The following is a 15,042-nucleotide window of genomic DNA, read 5'->3' as shown; positions in this document are numbered from 1 at the left end:
TCCGGTTGCACCGGCGTGCAACCGATTCGCGTGGATTGCCCCGCCCGGGGCACCTGTCAGAGCGACGACACCAGGCCAGGGGTAGGTTCAGCAGCACAGTCAGCAGTGCCACTAGGAACAACCAGTGCAGGCCAACAGCCAGCAGGAGGAGACGGTCGTGACCATCCGGGTCGGCATCAACGGTTTCGGGCGTATCGGCCGCAACTTCTTCCGTGCGGTCCTCGCGAGCGGAGCGGACGTCGAGATCGTCGGCGTGAACGACCTCACCGACAACAACACGCTCGCGCACCTGCTGAAGTACGACAGCATCCTCGGCCGCCTCGGCCTCGAGGTGAAGGCGACCGAGAACGACATCACCGTCGGCGGCAAGACCTTCGCGGTCACCTCCGAGCGCGACCCGGGAAATCTGCCGTGGAAGAGCCTCGGGGCGGACATCGTCCTCGAGTCGACCGGCCATTTCACCAAGGCCGCGGACGCCCGCAAGCACGTCGACGCCGGCGCGAAGAAGGTCATCATCTCGGCGCCCGCCAACGACGAGGACATCACGATCGTGATGGGCGTCAACCACACCTCGTACGACCCGGCCGCGCACACGATCATCAGCAACGCGTCCTGCACGACGAACTGCGTCGCGCCGATGGCGAAGGTCATGCTCGACACCTTCGGGATCGAGAAGGGTCTGATGACCACGATCCACGCGTACACGAACGACCAGGTGATCCTGGACTTCCCGCACAAGGACCTGCGCCGCGCCCGCGCCGCCGCGACCAACATCATCCCGACCTCGACCGGCGCCGCGAAGGCCACCTCGCTCGTCATCCCGGAGCTCAAGGGCAAGCTCGACGGCATCGCGATGCGGGTGCCGGTGCCCACGGGTTCGGTGACCGACCTGGTTCTGCAGCTCGGCCGCGAGACCACCAAGGACGAGGTCAACGCCGCGTTCCAGGCCGCCGCGCAGGGTGAGCTCAAGGGCATCCTCGAGTACACCGAGGACCCGATCGTCTCCTCCGACATCGTCACCGCGCCGGCGTCGTGCACCTTCGACTCGAAGCTGACGATGGTTCAGGGCAGCCAGGCCAAGATCGTCGGCTGGTACGACAACGAGTGGGGCTACTCGAACCGGCTCGTCGACCTGATCGCCCTGGTGGGCAAGTCGCTCTAGGTCCGGCGAAGCACCAGGCGAGTAGGACAGCAGCGATGAAGTCGATCGCGGATCTCGGCGACCTCTCCGGCAAGCGGGTTCTGGTCCGTTCGGACCTCAACGTGCCCCTGGACGGCTCTCGCATCACCGACGACGGCCGGATCCGGGCCAGCCTGCCGGTGATCCGGCAGCTAGCCGACGCCGGTGCGCGCGTCGTCGTGTGCGCGCACCTCGGCCGCCCGAAGGGCACGCCGGACCCGAAGTACTCCCTGGCCCCGGTCGCGCAGCGGCTGGCGGAGCTGGCCGGCACGCCGGTCGCCTTCAGCCCCGAGGTCGTGGGGGAGCAGGCGACGGCGACCGTCGCCGGCCTCGCGGACGGGGGCATCGCGTTGCTGGAGAACGTCCGGTTCTCCGCGGCCGAGACGTCGAAGGACGACGTGGAGCGCGGCGCGTTCGCCGCCGAGCTCGCGGCCCTCGCGGACGCCTACGTGGGCGACGCCTTCGGCGCCGTGCACCGCAAGCACGCGAGCGTCTACGACGTTGCGCGGCTGCTGCCGCACGCCGCCGGCGACCTGGTGCGCAACGAGGTCGAGGTGCTGCGCCGCCTCACCGAGAACCCGCAGCGCCCGTACGCGGTCGTGCTCGGCGGCTCGAAGGTCTCGGACAAGCTCGCCGTCATCGACCGCCTGCTCGGTCTCGCCGACAAGATCCTCGTCGGCGGCGGGATGGTGTACACCTTCCTCGCCGCGCAGGGGTACGAGGTCGGGACCTCGCTGCTCGAGGCCGACCAGATCGAGACCGTGAAGGGCTACCTCGCCGAGGCCGAGAAGCGCGGTGTCGAGCTCCTGCTGCCGACCGACATCGTCGCGGCCGATCGCTTCGCCACCGACGCGGACGCGGTCGTCGTGCCGGCCTCCGCGATCCCTGCGGACCGCATGGGTCTCGACATCGGCCCGGAGAGCGGGCAGGCGTTCGCCGCGGCGCTGGCGTCCTCGGCGACGATCTTCTGGAACGGTCCGATGGGCGTGTTCGAGATGGCCCCGTTCGCGGCCGGCACCCGCGCGGTCGCGCAGGCTCTCGTCGACGGCTCGGGCTTCTCGGTCGTCGGCGGCGGCGACTCCGCGGCAGCGGTGCGGACGCTCGGATTCGACGAGGCCGCGTTCGGCCACATCTCCACCGGCGGTGGGGCCAGCCTCGAGTACCTCGAGGGCAAGGCCCTGCCCGGTCTGCTCGCACTGGAGGACTGAGCACATGGCCAAGGAGCCCAAGGGCGCCCCGGAGCGGGACGGTCGCACGCCGCTGATGGCGGGCAACTGGAAGATGAACCTCAACCACCTCGAGGCCATCGCCCTCACGCAGAAGCTCGCCTTCTCGCTCGACGACCCGGACTTCGAGTCCGTCGAGGTCGCGCTGCTCGTCCCGTTCACCGACATCCGCTCGGTGCAGACGCTGGTCGACGCCGACAAGATGCGCTTCAGTTACGGCTCGCAGGACATCTCGGCCCACGACGCCGGCGCGTACACCGGCGAGGTGTCCGGCGTGATGCTCGCGAAGCTCGGCTGCACCTACGCGATCGTCGGACACTCCGAGCGCCGGCAGTACCACGGCGAGGACGAGGCCGTCGTGAACGCGAAGGTGAAGGCGGCGTTCCGCCACGGGCTGCGCCCGATCCTCTGCGTCGGTGAGGGGCTCGACGTCCGCCAGGCCGGGGAGCACGTCGGCCACACGCTGGCCCAGCTCGACGGCGCCCTCGACGGCGTCCCGGAGAAGAACGCCGCCGACCTCGTCGTCGCCTACGAGCCCGTCTGGGCGATCGGCACCGGCGAGGTCGCGACGCCCGAGGACGCGCAGGAGGTCTGCGGCGCGATCCGTGGACGCCTCGGTGAGCTCTACTCAAAAGAGCTCGCCGAGACCGTCCGGGTGCTCTACGGCGGCTCGGTGAAGGGCGACAACGTCGCCGCGATCATGGCGCAGCCGGACGTCGACGGGGCCCTCGTTGGCGGCGCGAGCCTCCAGGCGGACGAATTCGTGAAGATCGTGCGTTACCACTCCGCCGCGCAAAAGGCCTGAGCCGGGCCGGATCCGCGCCCTACGTCGCGGGTGAATCGCCCGTGCCGGGTTAGGATGGCGCCGCTCGTCGGGCCGGGAGTCCGCAGTGCTCGACCGCCTCTAAGTGAAGGACCTTCGTGGAGACCGCGTTCCAGATCCTGCTGCTGATCACCAGCGTGCTGATCGTGCTGCTCGTCCTGCTCCACAAGGGCAAGGGCGGCGGTCTGTCCGACCTCTTCGGCGGCGGTGTCTCGTCCTCGCTCGGCGGTTCGTCGATTGCCGAGCGCAACCTCGACCGGATCACCTACATCGTCGTCATCGTCTGGAGCGCGGCCTGCATCGGTCTGCTCCTGCTGCTGAAGGATTAGCCGCACCACCACCGGCACCACCACCGGGCCGGCACGACAGCGGGCACAGCACCACCGCGGCCGCCGCACCCGCCCGGCGCCGCACCCCCAGAACGGACCGTAGGAGAACTCTCGTGGCAAGTGGCAACGCGATCAGGGGCAGCCGTGTCGGGGCGGGCCCGATGGGCGAGGCGGAGCGTGGCGATTCCGCTCCGCGGTTCTGGATCTCCTACTGGTGCGCCAACGGGCACGAGACCCGGCCCAGCTTCGCCGACGACGGCACCGTGACGGCCCCGGACTTCTGGGACTGCCCGCGCTGCGGTTTCCCCGCCGGCCAGGATCGCGACACCCCGCCGTCCCCGCCGCGCAACGAGCCCTACAAGACCCACCTCGCGTACGTGCGCGAGCGCCGCAGCGAGGCCGACGGCGAGGCGATCCTCGCCGAGGCCCTCGACAAGCTGCGTGCGACCGGGCGCCCCTACTAGGGCGCCCGGCTCACCTCCGGCGTTGTTCCGGCGGGAGAGCGTCAGATCGGCGGTGCGGGTCGCTCGATGGCGACGATCCCGCGTTCGTCCTGAAGCCCGGTCGGCGTGTGCCAGTAGGGCACGGCCGGCCGGCCACTGACGGTCCGGCGCCGCACGGGGCGGCGATTCGAGGCCGCCCAGACGTACGTCAGCAGCAGGATCGCGGCTGTGCACGCGAGAAGAATGACCAGCGACTCCGTGCCGGACAGTGGTTGACCCATGCCGGACTCCTTCCGCCCGGCCCGAGCCCTACGGCTCGGGCGGTGGCCCTGTGCCGTATCTGCAGGATGCGTCAACGACCGCCCCGGCGTCCAGTGTCCGACCCGGGAAACCGGGCACCGGTAAGTTGATCGTCATCCGACGCCACGGCTGGTTCAGGGCCAAACACACGGGTGAGCAGGAGGCAGTGCATGCGCATCGGCGTGCTCACGGGCGGGGGCGACTGCCCGGGTCTGAACGCGGTCATTCGAGCGGTCGTGCGCAAGGGGGTCCATCAGTACGGGCACTCCTTCGTGGGGTTCCGTGACGGCTGGCGCGGCCCGCTGGAGAACAAGACGCAGACGCTCGGCATCCCCGAAGTGCGCGGAATCCTGCCCCGCGGCGGGACGATCCTGGGCTCCTCGCGCACGAACCCCGTGAAGGTCGACGGCGGGATCGAACGGATCCGCAAGAACCTCGCCGACCTCGGCATCGACGCGCTGATCGCCATCGGCGGCGAGGACACCCTGGGCGTCGCCACCCGCCTGCACGAGGACGGCATCGCGGTCGTCGGCGTCCCGAAGACCATCGACAACGACCTCGGCGCCACCGACTACACGTTCGGCTTCGACACCGCGGTGAACATCGCGGTCGAGGCCATTGACCGGCTTCACACCACCGCCGAGTCGCATCACCGCGCTCTCGTCGTGGAAGTGATGGGCCGTCACGCCGGCTGGATCGCCCTGCACGCCGGCATGGCCGGGGGAGCGAACCTCATCCTCATCCCCGAGGTCCCCTTCGACATCGGACGCGTCTGCAAGCTCATCGAGAGCCGGTTCCAGAGCCACTACGCGCCGATCGTCGTGGTCTCCGAGGGCGCCGTCCCCAAGGAGGGGACGATGGAACTCGTCTCCGGGGAGAAGGACGCCTTCGGTCACGTCCGCCTCGGCGGCATCGGCGACCGTGTCGCGAAGGAGATCGAGACCCGCACCGGGGCCGAGTCCCGGGCCGTCGTCCTCGGCCACGTCCAGCGCGGCGGCACCCCGACCGCCTTCGACCGCTGGCTCGCCACCCGCTTCGGGCTCCACGCCATCGACGCGATCCACGACAAGGACTTCGGGAAGATGGTCGCCCTCCGCGGTACCGACATCGTCCGCGTCCCCCTCGACGACGCCACCCGCGAGCTCAAGCTCGTCGACCCCAGCCTCTACTCCGAGGCCGAAGTCTTCTTCGGTTAGGACAAAAGGCAGGACGGGCCCGGGCGTACCGGGCAATAACCGATTTCAGGCGCGGAGCGGGGGCGACGTACCCTCATACCCGTGAGTACCGACCTGGACACCTGGCGGGAGCTGCCTGCTCTGCAGCAGCCGGACTATCCCGACGCCGCGGCGCTGGCCGCGGCGGTGGCTGAACTGCAGTCGCTGCCGCCGCTGGTGTTCGCGGGGGAGTGCGACCAGCTCAAGGAGCGGCTGGCGGCGGTCGCGCGGGGCGAGGCGTTCCTGCTCCAGGGCGGGGACTGCGCGGAGTCGTTCGACGTCCGCGGGGCCGACGCGCTGCGGGCGAAGCTGAAGACGCTGCTCCAGATGGCCGTCGTGCTCACCTATGCCGGCTCGGTTCCGGTCGTGAAGATCGGCCGGTTCGCCGGGCAGTACGCGAAGCCCCGGTCGTCCCCGGTGGAGAAGCGCAACGGGGTCGAGCTGCCGTCGTACCGCGGCGACGCCGTCAACAGCATCGAGTTCACCGCCGACGCCCGGATCCCGGACCCCCAGCGCCTGGTGAAGATGTACAACGCGTCCGCGGCGACGCTGAACCTCGTCCGCGCGTTCACCAAGGGTGGCTACGCGGACCTGCGCCAGGTCCACGCCTGGAACCAGGACTTCGTCGCCGACTCCCCGGTCGGGCAGCGCTACGAGGCCCTCGCGGCGGAGATCGACCGCGCCCTGGAGTTCATGCGGGCCTGCGGCGTCGACACCGACGCGCTCTCCAGCGTCGACATCTACTCCAGCCACGAGGCGCTGCTGCTCGAGTACGAGCGGGCCCTGACGCGGATCGACTCCCGCACCGGGCAGCCCTACGGCGTCTCCGGGCACTTCCTCTGGATCGGTGAGCGCACCCGCAACCTCGACGGCGCGCACATCGACCTGCTCCGCAAGATCCGGAACCCGATCGGGGTGAAGCTCGGCCCGACCGCGACGGCCGACGACGCGCTCGCGCTGATCGACGCCCTCGACCCGGACCGCGAGCCGGGCCGCCTGACCTTCATCACGCGCATGGGCACCGGCAAGGTCCGCGAGAACCTGCCGCGCCTGGTCGACAAGGTTACCGCCTCCGGTGCTGTTGTCGGCTGGGTCTGCGACCCGATGCACGGCAACACCTACGAGGCCGCCAACGGCTACAAGACCCGCAAGTTCGAGGACGTCCTCGACGAGGTCCGCGGCTTCTTCGAGGTGCACCGTTCGCTCGGCACCCACCCGGGCGGGATCCACATGGAGCTCACCGGTGACGACGTCACCGAGTGCACCGGCGGCGGCTACGTCCTGGACGAAGCCGACCTGTCGCAACGCTACGAGACCGCGTGCGACCCGCGCCTCAACCGGACGCAGTCGCTCGACCTCGCGTTCGAGGTGGCGCGGATGTACCGCGAGTACAGCCACTGACCCGTGATCGACCTCCGCAGTGACACCGTCACGCGTCCGACGGCCGGCATGCGCCGGGCCATGGCCGAGGCCGAGGTCGGCGACGACGTCTACGGCGAGGACCCGACGGTCCTCGAACTGCAGGAGCGCGTCGCCGCGATGCTCGGCCACGAGGCCGCGCTGTTCACCCCGACCGGGTCGATGGCGAACCAGCTCGGTCTCCGGCTGCTCGCCCGCCCGGGCGAGGAGGTGCTCTGCGACTCCCAGGCGCACGTGGTGCGCGCCGAGCTCGGCGCGCACGCCGCGTTCGGGTCGGTGACCACCCGGACGTGGAGTGCCCCGGACGGGGCCTTCGTCGCGTCCGACGTCATCGGCATGGCGGTGCCCGAGAGCAGCACCCATCTCGTGCGGACCGGCGTCGTCGCGGTCGAGAACACCCACAACTTCGGCGGCGGTACCGTCCAGCCGCTCGACGAGCTCGAGAAGCTCGCCGCCTGGGCCCGGGAGTCCTCGGTGCGTCTGCATCTCGACGGCGCCCGGCTCTGGAACGCCGCCGTCGCCACCGACACGTCGCCGGCGACCTACGGCCGGCTCTTCGACGCCGTCTCGGTCTGCCTGTCGAAGGGCCTGGGCGCCCCGATCGGCTCGCTCGTCGCCGGCCCCTCGGATCTCGTCACCGGCGCCCGCTGGTGGCGCAAGCGCCTCGGCGGCGGCATGCGCCAGGTCGGCATGCTCGCCGCGGCCGGGTTGTACGCGCTCGACCACCACGTCGACCGCCTCGCCGAGGACCACGCCCGCGCCGCCGAGCTTGCACGGCGCCTGGCGGAGGTCACGACCGGCGTCAGCACGCCGCAGACGAACATTCTCGTGCTCGACCTGCCCGAGGGGGGCCCGGTCGCGGCCGACCTCGTCACCGCCGCCCACGACTCGGGCGTGCTGGTCTCGCTGATCGGCCCACGGACGATCCGCCTGGTGACGCACCTGGACGTCGACGACGCGGACTGTGCCCGCGCCGCCGACGTCCTGTGCCGGTTGTTCTGACTGCTCTGACGGCCGCTCCGGGTGAGCCCTACGGCCGCATCTGGTCGAGGACGTCGAGGTTGCTGAACGCCGGCGGCCCGTCGCACAGCTTGTGCATCTGCTGCGCGAACTCGTGGGTCTCCGGGTGGTTCGAGCTCTCCATCGCCTCCTCGAACGAGGCGAACTCGATGATCGTCGTGTAGCGGTTCGGGACGTCGCGGTCCGCGCAGATGGAGATCTGGACGGGCTTCGGCCCGTCGCCGGCCGCCACCCGGCGGTCCCGCAGTTCTTCGCCGAGTCGGCGCACCTCGTCGATCCGGCTGGTCGTGTACGTGACGGTCTGGATGAACCCCGGCATGGTCGCCTCCCGTAGTGGGGTGAGGACGATTGTCCTCGCGTGTCAAGACTCGCCGGGGGAGCCGGAGCACGCATCGGGGCCGGTACCGAACTTGCTTCGGTACCGGCCCCGAGAAGCGCGGCTGCGGGCGGTGCAACCGCGGGACAGCGGGTCAGTTGGACGGCGGCCGCTCGACGCACTGCGCGAGGTAGAGCGCCTCGCCGAGGGAGTCCATCAGCGCGAGCTGCGTCTCCAGGTAGTCGATGTGCTCCTCCTCGCTGGAGAGGATCTTCTCCAGGAGGTTCGCGCTCGTGTGGTCGCCCTTCTCGCGGCACATGATGACGCCCGGGCGCAGCCGGGCGACGACCGCGAGCTCGATGTTCAGGTCGGCCTGGAACTGCTCGCGCACCGTCTGCCCGATGCTGAGCGGGAGCAGCTTCTGGTAGTTGGGCAGGCCCTCGAGGAACAGGATGCGGTCGGTGATTTCCTCGGCGTGCTCCATCTCCTCGATGGACTCGTGCCGGGTCTTCTTCGCGAGCTCCGTGTAGCCCCAGTTCTGCTGCATCTTCGCGTGCAGGAAGTACTGGTTGATGGCCGTCAGCTCGCTCGTCAGCTGCTCGTTGAGCAGGGCGATGACCTCAGGGTCGCCGATCATGAAAACGGGGTCCTTCCGGGGCGGGTGTGCGTGGCGGCCGGGGCGTCGGCGGACCCGACGGTAGCGACGAATTCCACGCTTGTCATCGAAGGGAAGGCTGCCCTCGCCGACCCTTCGGAAACCCAGGAAAGGGCAGCCTGACCTCAGGAAATGACGCTCTGTGACCGGCCGCTGAGAGCCCGGGAGAAGGTCAGGCGGTGGCGGCGAGAGTGCCGCTGAGGATCCGCCGCGGGCACCCGCTGACCGCGGTGGTGACGAGGTCCTCGACCCGGTCGATGCACGACCCGCAGTTGCTCGCGGCCTCCGTCGCCTCGCAGGCGCTACGCACACAGCGCGCACCTGCGTCAACAGCCCCGAGGATGTCGTCCTCGGTCACGGCGTTGCAGATGCAGACGAACACGTGCGTGCCTCCGGCTGACGGGCGGAACCGCTTCCTTAGGTAAGGCTAAGCATCTGTGAGGCCCCGTCAAGAGTCCGTCCGCCAGATGGCGGAACGGACGAGTCGACACATGTCCGTAACCAGCAGTGATTACGCAAAGTTACGAACGGACGTGGTTCAGAACACGCGCAGTGTGACCCGGGTCCCAGGCGGGACACGCGAGCCCGGCTCCGGATCCTGGGACACGACCCGGTCCCCGCCGAACAGGCTCCGCCGGACGTCGACGTCGAAGCCGAGGCTCTCCAGGAGGTCTTCGGCGTCGTCGACGTCCATGCCGATGACGCGGGGCACCTCGACCAGGTCCGACTTGGAGACGACCAGCTCGATCGTGCTGCCCTTCGAAAGCTTGCGGTTCGGACCGGGATTCTGCGACAGCACGGTGCCGGACGGGACCGAGTCGTCGACCTGCTCGGTCCAGGTCGCCTTGAAGCCGGCCGAGGTCAGCAGGTCCGTGGCCTCCTGCAGGCTGCGCCCGACCACGTCGGGCACGCTGATCGGCTTCGCGCCCCGGCTGACGATCAGCTTGACGACGGCGTCGCGGCGCAGCTCCTTGCCGGCGGGTGGATCGGTCGCGAGCACGCGGCCCTCGGGCACGGAGTCGCTGTACTTCTGGCCCTGCTCGTCGGCGACCGTCAGGTTGTTCTCGGCCAGGCGCTTCTTGGCGTCCTCGACGGTCTCGCCGGCGAGGTCCGGCACCGCGTAGCGCTCCGGACCGGCGGAGAGCACGGCGACGATCGTGCCGCTCTCGGAGATCTTGCGCCCCGGCTGCGGGTCGGTGCGCAGCACCTGGCCCTTCGGGACGAGTTCGTCGTGCTCCTCCTCGGCGAAGCGGACCTTCAGCCCCGCCTCCTCGGCCTTGACCAGGGCTTCCTCGCGGGTCAGGTTCAGCAGGCTCGGGGTGGTCACCGAGCTGCCGACCGCGACCTGCCAGGCGCCGATGCCGACGGCGAAGGTCGTCACCAGCACCGCCAGCAGCGCCAGGAAGCCGCGCCGGCGCCGGCGCTGCAGCCGGGCTGGGACCGCCAGGGGCACGCCCGCCGCGGCCGGCCTGCCGGGCGGTGACCCGGCCGGGGGACCGGCGGGGCCGGGGCGACGGATCGCCGCCGTGACCGCGTCCGGGCCGGCAGCCGCCCCTGGGGGCACCTGGCCGAACATCAGCGTCGGAGAGCCCTGCGCGGGCGCCGGGGCGGGCACCGGGGCGGCGCCGGGCGCACCCCCGGCCAGGTCGTCCAGCACCTCGGGGCGCAGCGTGCGGCGGACCGCGACGGTCTCGGCGAGGAACGCGCCGGCGTCGGCGGGGCGGCCGTCGGGGTCGCGGGCGGTCGAGCGCAGGACGAGGTTGTCCAGGGCCGGCGGGAGCGTCGGGCGGACCTCCGACGGGCGGGGGACGTCGTAGTGCACGTGCTGGTAGGCGACCTGGATCGGGGACTCGCCGGAGAACGGCTGCAGGCCGGTGAGGCACTCGTAGAGCAGGATCCCGGCCGCGTAGACGTCCGAGCGCTGGTCGGCGTGGCCCTTCTCGACCTGCTCCGGGGAGAGGTACGCGACCGTGCCGATCAGCGTGTTCGTGCCGGTCGGGGCGCCCCACGTCGCGGTGTTCGCACCGGCGGTGACGGCGCGGGCCAGACCGAAGTCGGCGACCTTGACGCGACCGTCGTCCGCGATCAGGACGTTCTCGGGCTTGATGTCGCGGTGGACCAGGCCGGCCGAGTGCGCGGCGGCCAGCGCGGCGAGCACGGGCTCCATCACCGCGAAGGTCTCGCGCGGGGTCAGGCGGCCCTTGTCCCGGAGCCAGTCCCGCAGCGTCCGGCCCTCGACGTACTCCATCGCGAGGAACACCGCTCCGGAGTCCGCGCTCTGGTCGAACACGGAGACGACGTTGGGGTGGGAGAGCCGCGCGGCTGAGCGCGCCTCCCGGATGAAGCGCTCGACGAAGTCCTTGTCCTCGGCCAGCGCGGGGTGCATCACCTTGACCGCGACGCCGCGGTCCAGCCGGGTGTCGACAGCCTCGTAGACGGTCGCCATCCCGCCGCGCGCCAGGCGGCGCGTGACGCGGTAGCGCCCGTCCAACACGGTGCCGACCAGGGCGTCGGCAGGCTCCCCCATGGGGCCGGAGTTTAGTCTCAGCCCCAGGCCAGACGGCCCTCAACGGGCGACGAGGCCTCGGCATGATCCCGAATCGGTATCCGGCCCGCGCGGCGCGCCAGCCGCCCCGCCACGACCGCCGAGCGCATCGCCGCGGCCATCGCGACCGGGTCCTGCGCGCGGGTCACCGCGGAGGCCAGCAGCACCGCGTCGCAGCCCAGCTCCATCGCCAGCGCGGCGTCCGAGGCGGTCCCGATCCCGGCGTCGAGGACCACCGGCACCTGCGCCCCGGCGACGATCAGCCCGAGATTGTGCGGGTTCCGGATGCCCATCCCGGACCCGATCGGGGAGCCCAGCGGCATGACCGCCGCACACCCGGCCTGCTCCAGGCGACGGGCCAGGATCGGGTCGTCGTTCGTGTAGGGCAGGACGACGAAGCCGTCCGCCACGAGCTGCTCGGCGGCGTCGAGGAGCTCGACCGGGTCGGGGAGCAGCGTCCGCTCGTCACCGATGACCTCGAGCTTGACCCAGTCCGTCTCCAGCGCCTCGCGGGCCAGCCGGGCGGTCAGCACGGCCTCGGCTGCGGTGTGGCAGCCGGCGGTGTTCGGCAGCACGGCGATGCCGTGCCGGGTCAGTAGGTCGAGGACGGACCCGCGGGTGCCCGCATCGACCCGGCGCATGGCGACGGTGGTCAGCTCGGTCCCGGACTCCAGCAGCGCGGCCTCCAGCACCTCCAGGCTGGGCGCACCGCCGGTGCCCATGATCAGCCGCGAGCCGAACGCGCGGCCGGCGATCACCAGCGGGTCGGCCGGGGCAGCAGCGGGGGAGCCGGGGGACCCGGGGGCCGGCACGGGGCGGACGTTCATCTCTCAGCCTCCCTGGACCGCGGTCAGGATCTCGACCCGGTCGCCGTCGGTCAGTTCGAGCAGCCGCCAGCGCCCGCGCGGGACCACCGCCCCGTTCAGCGCGGCGGCGACGCCCTTGGCGTTCGCGTCACCCACGATCTCGGAGACGAGGTCGGCCACGGTCGTCCCCGCCTCGAAGTCGCGGGCGGTGCCGTTGACGACCACCGTCCCGCCCTCGGTCTCGCGCATCATCGGACGGCCACCGGGGTGGCGGGCCGGAGCAGCCGCTCCGGCGTGAAGAACTGCGCGACCTCGGGCAGCGGCTCGCCGGCCAGCACCGCGGCGATCGCGTCCGCCGTGACCGGGGCCAGCAGCACCCCGTTGCGGAAGTGACCGAGCGCGAGAACGAGCCCGGGCAGGGACGTCGCGCCGAGGGCGGGCATGTTGTCCGCGGTCGCGGGCCGCAGCCCGGCGCGCGTCTCGGCGACCGCGAGCTCGGAGACGCCGGGGAGGATCTCGCGGGCGTCACGGAGCAGCTCGTAGACCGCGCCCGCGGTGACGGTGGTGTCGAAGCCCTGCTCCTCCATCGTCGCGCCGAGGACGAGCTCGCCGTCGGCACGGGGAACGAGGTACACCGACGCGCCGCGGACGATGCCGCGCACGTTGTGCCGCAGGAACGGCCGCTCCGGCGGGTACAACGCGCTCGGCACCCGTAGACGCAGGAGCTGGCCCTTCACCGGCCGGATCGCCGGGACGACGCCGGGCGGGATGCCGTCGACGTCCCCCGCCCAGGGGCCGGCCGCGAGCAGGACCGCCCCGGCGGCGCGGCGGGTGCCGTCGGCCAGGCGGACGCCGGTCGCGCGGTCACCGGTGAGCTCGACGGCCGCGACGCGCTGCGCGCACAGCTCGACGCCGGCGGCGCGGACCGCCGCGAGCAGCGCGGGCACGAGGCGGCGCGGGTCGACCTGGTGGTCGCCGGCCACGAACAGGCCGCCGCGGACGCCGGGCGCGAGCATCGGCTCCAGCTTCCGCAGCTCGCGGGAGGTGAGGCGGTCGACGCTCAGGCCGAGGGAGCGCTGGAACGCGTGCAGCTCGGTGGCCAGCGCGAGGTCGCTGCCGTCGGCGGCCGCGAGGACGGTGCCGCACTCGCGGTAGGCCGGGTCCACGCCGGTGCGCTCGAGGAGCTCGGCGGCCAGGTGTGGCCAGCGGGCGACGGAGTCCAGCGTCAGGCGGACCAGGGCCTGCTCGGTGTAGTGCGCCTCGGTGACCGGGGCGAGCATCCCGGCCGCGACGGTGGAGGCGCCTGAACCGGGGTCGGGGTCGCAGACGGTCACGGACAGGCCGCGGTCCGCGGCCCGCAGGGCGGTCGCCAGCCCGATCACGCCGCCGCCGACCACGACGACGTCGAACGACTGCGTCGGTGCCGCCACTGGTGCTCCCTTCGCCGGCATTACCCGGCAGGTTCAACGGTCGGAGGCGGTTCGAGACGTCCCACCGGACGGCCCAGCCTCCCTCTCAGCCCGGTCCTCCGAGCTCCCGCGTGCTCCGGCCAGCCTAGCCCGCGAGGCTCCCGGGCTACGGGGTCAGCCGGTTTGACAGGGTGGGGGCATGAGCGAGACGCAGGACGGCATCGACGTCGTCGAGGCGGCCGTCACCGAGTGGCTGACGGTGCCCGACGTCGCGGAGCGGCTGGGCACGGACGTGGTCAAGGTGCGGGCGCTGCTCAAGGACCGCCAGCTCCTGGCGCGCCGCCGCGGGGAGCGCGACGTGCTCTCGATCCCGGCCCAGTTCGTGCAGGACGGCCCCGACGGGCCCCAGGTGCTCAAGGGCCTGCCCGGGACGCTCGTGCTGCTGGCCGACGCGGGCTACTCCGACGCCGAGGCCCTGCGCTGGCTGTTCACCGCCGACGACACGCTGCCCGGCACCCCGGTCGACGCGCTCCGGGCGAACCGGGGCACCGAGGTGCGCCGCCGCGCCCAGGCGCTCGGGTTCTAGGCGGGACGGACGCATGCCCGGCGCCCTCAACGTGCGTGACCAGCTCGCCTCGTCCCGGCTGTACCTGTGCACCGACGCCCGCGAGAAGCAGGGCGACCTGCCGGAGTTCCTCGACGCCGTGCTCGGCGCCGGGGTCGACATCGTCCAGCTCCGGCAGAAGGGCATGGAGGCGCGCGACGAGCTCGCCGCCCTGGAGGTCTTCGCCGACGCCGCCGCCCGGCACGGCCGCCTCTACGCCGTGAACGACCGCGCCGACGTCGCCTACGCGTCCCGCGCCGACGTGCTGCACCTCGGGCAGGACGACCTCCCGGTCCCCGACGCGCGCTGGCTGCTCGGCCGGGGGATCCTGATCGGCCGGTCCACCCACGACGAGGACCAGGCCGAGGAGGCCGTCGCCGACCCGGCGGTCGATTACTTCTGCGTGGGACCGACGTGGGCGACCCCGACCAAGCCCGGTCGGCCGGCGGCCGGTCTCGACCTCGTCCGGTATGTGGCGGGTCGGACCCCCAAACCCTGGTTCGCGATCGGTGGCATCGACCTGGAGAACCTGGACGAGGTGCTCGAAGCGGGCGCCCGCCGCGTCGTCGTGGTCCGCGCGATCACGGAGGCGGACGACCCCGCGGCCGCGGCGGCGGCCTTCGCCACGCGCCTGCGTTCGGCCGGATCCTGACGAAGGTCTTGCCCGCTACGCCGTCCGGGGACGGCCGTTACGGCGATGTCACAAAGCTGCGTCAAGTCCGAGTCGGCGGGCTGTGAGAGTCCCTAACGTTT

The 15,042-nt window shown here is 71.7% G+C and carries 18 protein-coding genes; 10 read left to right on the top strand and 8 right to left on the bottom strand.

Annotation, left to right across the window (positions count from 1 at the left end):
* The first annotated feature begins 157 nt into the window (after positions 1-157).
* From gap to SPOPO_RS0122820, 5 genes are all read left to right on the top strand, one after another.
* Positions 158-1,162 (top strand): type I glyceraldehyde-3-phosphate dehydrogenase, encoded by a 1,005-nt coding sequence (gap, locus tag SPOPO_RS0122840; RefSeq protein ID WP_028985034.1) that lies wholly within the window; start codon positions 158-160, stop codon positions 1,160-1,162.
* Between the two features lie 35 nt (positions 1,163-1,197).
* Positions 1,198-2,388 carry a phosphoglycerate kinase gene (locus tag SPOPO_RS0122835; protein ID WP_019877450.1) on the top strand — a complete coding sequence of 397 codons (1,191 nt, stop codon included), beginning with the start codon at positions 1,198-1,200 and terminating at the stop codon, positions 2,386-2,388.
* A gap of 4 nt (positions 2,389-2,392) precedes the next feature.
* Positions 2,393-3,211, top strand: coding sequence for a triose-phosphate isomerase (gene tpiA / locus SPOPO_RS0122830; protein WP_019877449.1), 819 nt, complete (start codon positions 2,393-2,395; stop codon positions 3,209-3,211).
* 116 nt (positions 3,212-3,327) lie between these two features.
* On the top strand, positions 3,328-3,558 hold the full coding sequence (secG, locus tag SPOPO_RS0122825) for a preprotein translocase subunit SecG (RefSeq protein WP_019877448.1): 231 nt from the start codon (positions 3,328-3,330) through the stop codon (positions 3,556-3,558).
* 113 nt (positions 3,559-3,671) lie between these two features.
* Complete coding sequence (locus SPOPO_RS0122820) at positions 3,672-4,022, top strand: RNA polymerase-binding protein RbpA (RefSeq protein WP_084671460.1); 351 nt, start codon at positions 3,672-3,674, stop codon at positions 4,020-4,022.
* A 41-nt stretch (positions 4,023-4,063) separates the two neighbouring features.
* Here SPOPO_RS0122820 and SPOPO_RS0122815 read toward each other — a convergent pair whose 3' ends face one another.
* Positions 4,064-4,282 (bottom strand): hypothetical protein, encoded by a 219-nt coding sequence (locus SPOPO_RS0122815; protein WP_019877445.1) that lies wholly within the window; start codon positions 4,280-4,282, stop codon positions 4,064-4,066.
* Between the two features lie 189 nt (positions 4,283-4,471).
* On the opposite strand from SPOPO_RS0122815, the gene SPOPO_RS0122810 reads away from it, so the two are divergent.
* From SPOPO_RS0122810 to SPOPO_RS0122800, 3 genes are all read left to right on the top strand, one after another.
* Positions 4,472-5,497, top strand: coding sequence for a 6-phosphofructokinase (locus tag SPOPO_RS0122810; RefSeq protein WP_019877443.1), 1,026 nt, complete (start codon positions 4,472-4,474; stop codon positions 5,495-5,497).
* An 81-nt stretch (positions 5,498-5,578) separates the two neighbouring features.
* Positions 5,579-6,916: a class II 3-deoxy-7-phosphoheptulonate synthase gene (locus SPOPO_RS0122805; protein WP_019877442.1), complete on the top strand. Its 1,338-nt coding sequence runs from the start codon at positions 5,579-5,581 to the stop codon at positions 6,914-6,916.
* 3 nt (positions 6,917-6,919) lie between these two features.
* Positions 6,920-7,936 (top strand): threonine aldolase family protein, encoded by a 1,017-nt coding sequence (locus tag SPOPO_RS0122800; protein ID WP_019877441.1) that lies wholly within the window; start codon positions 6,920-6,922, stop codon positions 7,934-7,936.
* A gap of 28 nt (positions 7,937-7,964) precedes the next feature.
* Here SPOPO_RS0122800 and SPOPO_RS0122795 read toward each other — a convergent pair whose 3' ends face one another.
* The 7 genes from SPOPO_RS0122795 to thiO all read right to left on the bottom strand — a co-directional run bounded on the left by SPOPO_RS0122795 (position 7,965) and on the right by thiO (position 13,706).
* The gene (locus tag SPOPO_RS0122795) at positions 7,965-8,273 is read right to left on the bottom strand and encodes a hypothetical protein (RefSeq protein ID WP_019877440.1); all 309 of its coding nucleotides are present in this window, start codon (positions 8,271-8,273) and stop codon (positions 7,965-7,967) included.
* 151 nt (positions 8,274-8,424) lie between these two features.
* Positions 8,425-8,907, bottom strand: a complete 483-nt coding sequence (gene bfr / locus SPOPO_RS0122790) for a bacterioferritin (RefSeq protein WP_019877439.1) — start codon at positions 8,905-8,907, stop codon at positions 8,425-8,427.
* A gap of 190 nt (positions 8,908-9,097) precedes the next feature.
* Positions 9,098-9,307 carry a (2Fe-2S)-binding protein gene (locus SPOPO_RS31200; protein WP_019877438.1) on the bottom strand — a complete coding sequence of 70 codons (210 nt, stop codon included), beginning with the start codon at positions 9,305-9,307 and terminating at the stop codon, positions 9,098-9,100.
* A 156-nt stretch (positions 9,308-9,463) separates the two neighbouring features.
* Positions 9,464-11,452, bottom strand: coding sequence for a Stk1 family PASTA domain-containing Ser/Thr kinase (gene pknB, locus SPOPO_RS0122780; RefSeq protein ID WP_019877437.1), 1,989 nt, complete (start codon positions 11,450-11,452; stop codon positions 9,464-9,466).
* A gap of 17 nt (positions 11,453-11,469) precedes the next feature.
* Positions 11,470-12,297 (bottom strand): thiazole synthase, encoded by an 828-nt coding sequence (locus SPOPO_RS0122775; protein ID WP_019877435.1) that lies wholly within the window; start codon positions 12,295-12,297, stop codon positions 11,470-11,472.
* Positions 12,298-12,300: 3 nt separating this feature from the next.
* On the bottom strand, positions 12,301-12,528 hold the full coding sequence (gene thiS, locus SPOPO_RS0122770) for a sulfur carrier protein ThiS (RefSeq protein WP_019877434.1): 228 nt from the start codon (positions 12,526-12,528) through the stop codon (positions 12,301-12,303).
* Positions 12,525-13,706 (bottom strand): glycine oxidase ThiO, encoded by a 1,182-nt coding sequence (thiO, locus tag SPOPO_RS0122765; protein ID WP_019877433.1) that lies wholly within the window; start codon positions 13,704-13,706, stop codon positions 12,525-12,527. The genes thiS and thiO overlap by 4 nt, the downstream gene beginning before the upstream one ends.
* Positions 13,707-13,884: 178 nt before the next feature.
* Between thiO and SPOPO_RS0122760 the strand changes: the two genes are divergently transcribed.
* Together SPOPO_RS0122760 and thiE are read left to right on the top strand one after the other, a co-directional pair.
* The gene (locus tag SPOPO_RS0122760) at positions 13,885-14,271 is read left to right on the top strand and encodes an Rv2175c family DNA-binding protein (RefSeq protein ID WP_019877432.1); all 387 of its coding nucleotides are present in this window, start codon (positions 13,885-13,887) and stop codon (positions 14,269-14,271) included.
* A 13-nt stretch (positions 14,272-14,284) separates the two neighbouring features.
* On the top strand, positions 14,285-14,941 hold the full coding sequence (thiE, locus tag SPOPO_RS0122755) for a thiamine phosphate synthase (RefSeq protein ID WP_019877431.1): 657 nt from the start codon (positions 14,285-14,287) through the stop codon (positions 14,939-14,941).
* Positions 14,942-15,042: the final 101 nt, after the last annotated feature.

Origin of the sequence: Sporichthya polymorpha DSM 43042, from assembly GCF_000384115.1 — a bacterium.
GTDB lineage: Bacteria > Actinomycetota > Actinomycetes > Sporichthyales > Sporichthyaceae > Sporichthya > Sporichthya polymorpha.
The sequence above is the reverse complement of the archived record's forward strand: the minus strand, read 5'-3'. Positions and strand labels throughout refer to the sequence as shown.

Coding starts and splice junctions, on each gene's coding strand:
- tpiA (WP_019877449.1), top strand. CDS start 2,393: ATGGCCAAGGAGCCCAAGGGCGCCCCGGAGCGGGACGGTCGCACGCCG.
- SPOPO_RS0122795 (WP_019877440.1), bottom strand. CDS start 8,273: ATGCCGGGGTTCATCCAGACCGTCACGTACACGACCAGCCGGATCGAC.
- thiE (WP_019877431.1), top strand. CDS start 14,285: ATGCCCGGCGCCCTCAACGTGCGTGACCAGCTCGCCTCGTCCCGGCTG.
- bfr (WP_019877439.1), bottom strand. CDS start 8,907: ATGATCGGCGACCCTGAGGTCATCGCCCTGCTCAACGAGCAGCTGACG.
- SPOPO_RS0122815 (WP_019877445.1), bottom strand. CDS start 4,282: ATGGGTCAACCACTGTCCGGCACGGAGTCGCTGGTCATTCTTCTCGCG.
- SPOPO_RS0122760 (WP_019877432.1), top strand. CDS start 13,885: ATGAGCGAGACGCAGGACGGCATCGACGTCGTCGAGGCGGCCGTCACC.
- pknB (WP_019877437.1), bottom strand. CDS start 11,452: ATGGGGGAGCCTGCCGACGCCCTGGTCGGCACCGTGTTGGACGGGCGC.
- SPOPO_RS0122775 (WP_019877435.1), bottom strand. CDS start 12,297: ATGAACGTCCGCCCCGTGCCGGCCCCCGGGTCCCCCGGCTCCCCCGCT.
- SPOPO_RS0122810 (WP_019877443.1), top strand. CDS start 4,472: ATGCGCATCGGCGTGCTCACGGGCGGGGGCGACTGCCCGGGTCTGAAC.
- thiS (WP_019877434.1), bottom strand. CDS start 12,528: ATGATGCGCGAGACCGAGGGCGGGACGGTGGTCGTCAACGGCACCGCC.
- SPOPO_RS0122835 (WP_019877450.1), top strand. CDS start 1,198: ATGAAGTCGATCGCGGATCTCGGCGACCTCTCCGGCAAGCGGGTTCTG.